Here is a 3,061-nt window from a genome sequence, read left to right on the forward strand (position 1 = left end):
CATCCCTTCACCCTGCAGGATGTCGTCGGTATAGCCGCTGATAAAGAAGGCTTTGACCTCAGGATTGTGTTTTTTTATTTCGACCAAAGCTTCCTTGCCATTCAACTTCGGCATGATCACGTCAAGGATCACCAGATCGATCCGGCTGCGGTTTTCAGTAAACGTTTTGACTGCATCGAGGCCATTCACAGCCAGAATGACTTCGTAACCGGCATCCGCAATCAGTTCCTTGAGCAACAGCCGTACATTATCATCGTCCTCCGCGACAAGGATGGTGGCATTCCCCTCGACAAAAGCAAGAGGTCCATGGTCCTCGCTCGGGAGGGAAACCATTTTTTCCGTAAAAGGAAAATATACGGTAAACGTGGTTCCTGCATTCGGGGTGCTATCGCATGTGATAAAGCCTTTATGCTGTTTGATGATCCCGTAGACAACCGACAGGCCGAGGCCGGTCCCCTGGCCGGTCTCCTTGGTCGAAAAAAAGGGTTCATAAATCTTTGTCATCGTCTCCTTATCCATTCCGCAGCCGTTATCTTCAACCCTTAAAATGGCGTATGAGCCCGGCGTTCCGAACCCCTTATCCTGGATAAAATCTTGACCGATATCTTCCTTTTCAACACTTAGACACACCCGACCGTGGCCGGAAATGGCCTGGCCAGCGTTGATCACCAGATTCATGATCACCTGCTCAAGCTGTGACCGGTCAGCTTCAATGATAAATGCCTCGTCTGGCAAAGAGATCTCGAGTTCTATGTTCTCGGGCGCCATTTTTCGCACCAGATTCCGCAGACTGCTGACGACATCACTGAGGATTACCGGCTCCACCTCGATGATCTGATTGCGACTGAAGGTCAGCAAGCGCTGCGTCAGCGATGAGGCCCGTTCAGCAGCCTGCATGATATTGTCAATTGAATTACGCTGAGGATGGTCCGGAGCAATCTTCATCTGCATCAACGTGCCGTGGCCGACAATGACTGAAAGAATGTTATTGAAATCATGAGCAATACCGCCGGTCAGGGTGCCGATCGCCTCCATTTTTTGCGCCTGTCGTAATTGCTGTTCCAACTGTGTTCTTTCGGTAACATCGTTGTAAACCAGGATAACCGAAGTCACCTGACCGCTCTCGTCCATGAGCGGGTAGGCGCGGTTTTCGTGATAGAACTTCCTGCCCACACCATCGAAATGCTCGCGAATAACCATCTCCTCATTGCCGGTTTCGAAAGCTTTCTTGGAGGGGCATACAAATCCTTCGTGATGACAGGGGCGGGATAATCCGTGAATCACTTCGAAGCATCGTTTTTCGGTCATATCCACACCAGGCTGACCAAACATTTTGCGATAGGACTTGTTGGTGGTAATGATTTTATAGTCACTGTCGACAACAGACATCCCCTCGCCCATGCTCTCAAAGACATTGTTCAGTAAAGATTCGGTTTTTCTTTTTTTCGAGATATCACGAATCATCCCGATATTGGCGACGACACTGCCATCGGCGCCGGTCATCTTCAGAGGATATAACTCAGCCGGGAACACTTCGCCATTTTTGCGGCGGAAAAAGGTCTCGACCACCCGCCAGATCGTCGTATCATGTTCATCGAAGAAAACTTTCCCCATGGTTGAAAATTTCTCGTAGTCGGCATACAGAATCTCTGTCTTTTGGCCAACGACCTCCTCCAGTTCATAACCGAAAACAGTCCTCAAGGCGGGCTGATTGATATCGACGATCTTCCGGTCCAGATCGGCGATCACAATGACATCGCGGATGCTGTTGAAGAGGTTGAGATAGTTGATCTCCTGCTTGTCGAGCTCCGCCCTCGCCTCTTCGAGATCCTTGATCTGGCGCTTCAGCTGGCTGGTCACGACCTCGTTGTATTTCTCGAAAAAGAATCTGTCCTCCTCGAGAAGTTCCCGGTTGGGCTTTATTTTGCCCGGTTCGATATTTTTCAGAACAGTCTCGATATGTTGACAGAAAGCCTCGGCTTCTTTCGGTTTAACGATAAAGGCAGTCACCCCGAGATCGCGGGCCAGCTTCGCTTCTTTTGGCGTGGTGTAAACACCGGTGTAAAAAATGAACGGGACATCAGCCAGCAACTCATGCCGCCGTACTTCCCTGAGAAATTCGTAGCCGTCCATTTCCTGCATCAGGATATCGGAGACGATCACATCCGGTCGGTCGGCGGCCGCAACGCTCAACCCCTCAAGGCCGTCAGAGGCCTCGGTTACATCCCATCCCGCATCTTCGAGATAGGTTCGCAGAATAGACCGGTTTTCCTGCTGATCATCAACAACCAGAATTTTCATTGACCACCCTTTCATTTAATTCAAAAATCCGTAAGATTTCCATTCAATTCGGCACTTCCGATTGCAGATCAGCCGGAGTGGAACAATCATCTGAATTCCATCGGGGTAGCAACAGGGAAAAACGGCTCCCCTCCTCCGGCTTGCTCTCAACATCGATACGCCCCCCAAGCATTTCAGTCACCAATTTATGCACCAGGAAGAGACCGAGACCGGCCCCCTCGACATCGCCTTTGAGGTGTGAATCAATCCGCGAAAATGGCGTGAAAATGTCCGGTATATCCTCTTCCGCAATACCGATGCCGGTATCCTCAACCACGATTTCAACCAGAGACTTGCCGTCTCCTTCATCAAACGTTCTTGCCCGGATTGCGATGGCTCCCTCCTCGGTATACTTGATCGCATTATTGACCAGGTTGTGCAGACACTGGATCAGCCGTTGCCGATCGGAAAACATGACGATATCCGGCACGTCGACCGTCAAATCCAGATTTTTTTGCGAAATCGGCTCACGACTGATATCCAAAACCTCGTTGATCACATCACCGACAAGAAATTCCTCGTTTGAACAGGCCATCCTTCCGGTCTCGACTTGCGAAACATCCATGATGTTATTGATCAATGTCAAAAGGTACTTCCCGGAGCGTAAAATCGAACTGGTCTGCGCTTCCTGTTTCTCATTCAGAGAGCCCGAGATCGAGCGTAAAAGAATACTGGAAAAACCGATAATCGCATTGAGAGGAGATCTGAGCTCATGACTGGC

The 3,061-nt window shown here is 49.9% G+C and carries 2 protein-coding genes; both read right to left on the reverse strand.

Going from position 1 to position 3,061, the window contains the following annotated elements:
- Positions 1 to 2,301, reverse strand: a 2,301-nt coding sequence (locus C0623_10970) for a hypothetical protein (GenBank protein ID PLX98898.1), incomplete at its 3' end; no start/stop codon positions are given.
- A gap of 43 nt (positions 2,302 to 2,344) precedes the next feature.
- Positions 2,345 to 3,061: histidine kinase (locus tag C0623_10975; protein ID PLX98899.1), on the reverse strand; the 717-nt coding region annotated here is incomplete at its 5' end.

This window comes from Desulfuromonas sp. (genome assembly GCA_002869615.1).
In the GTDB taxonomy this organism is placed as follows: Bacteria; Desulfobacterota; Desulfuromonadia; order Desulfuromonadales; family UBA2294; genus BM707.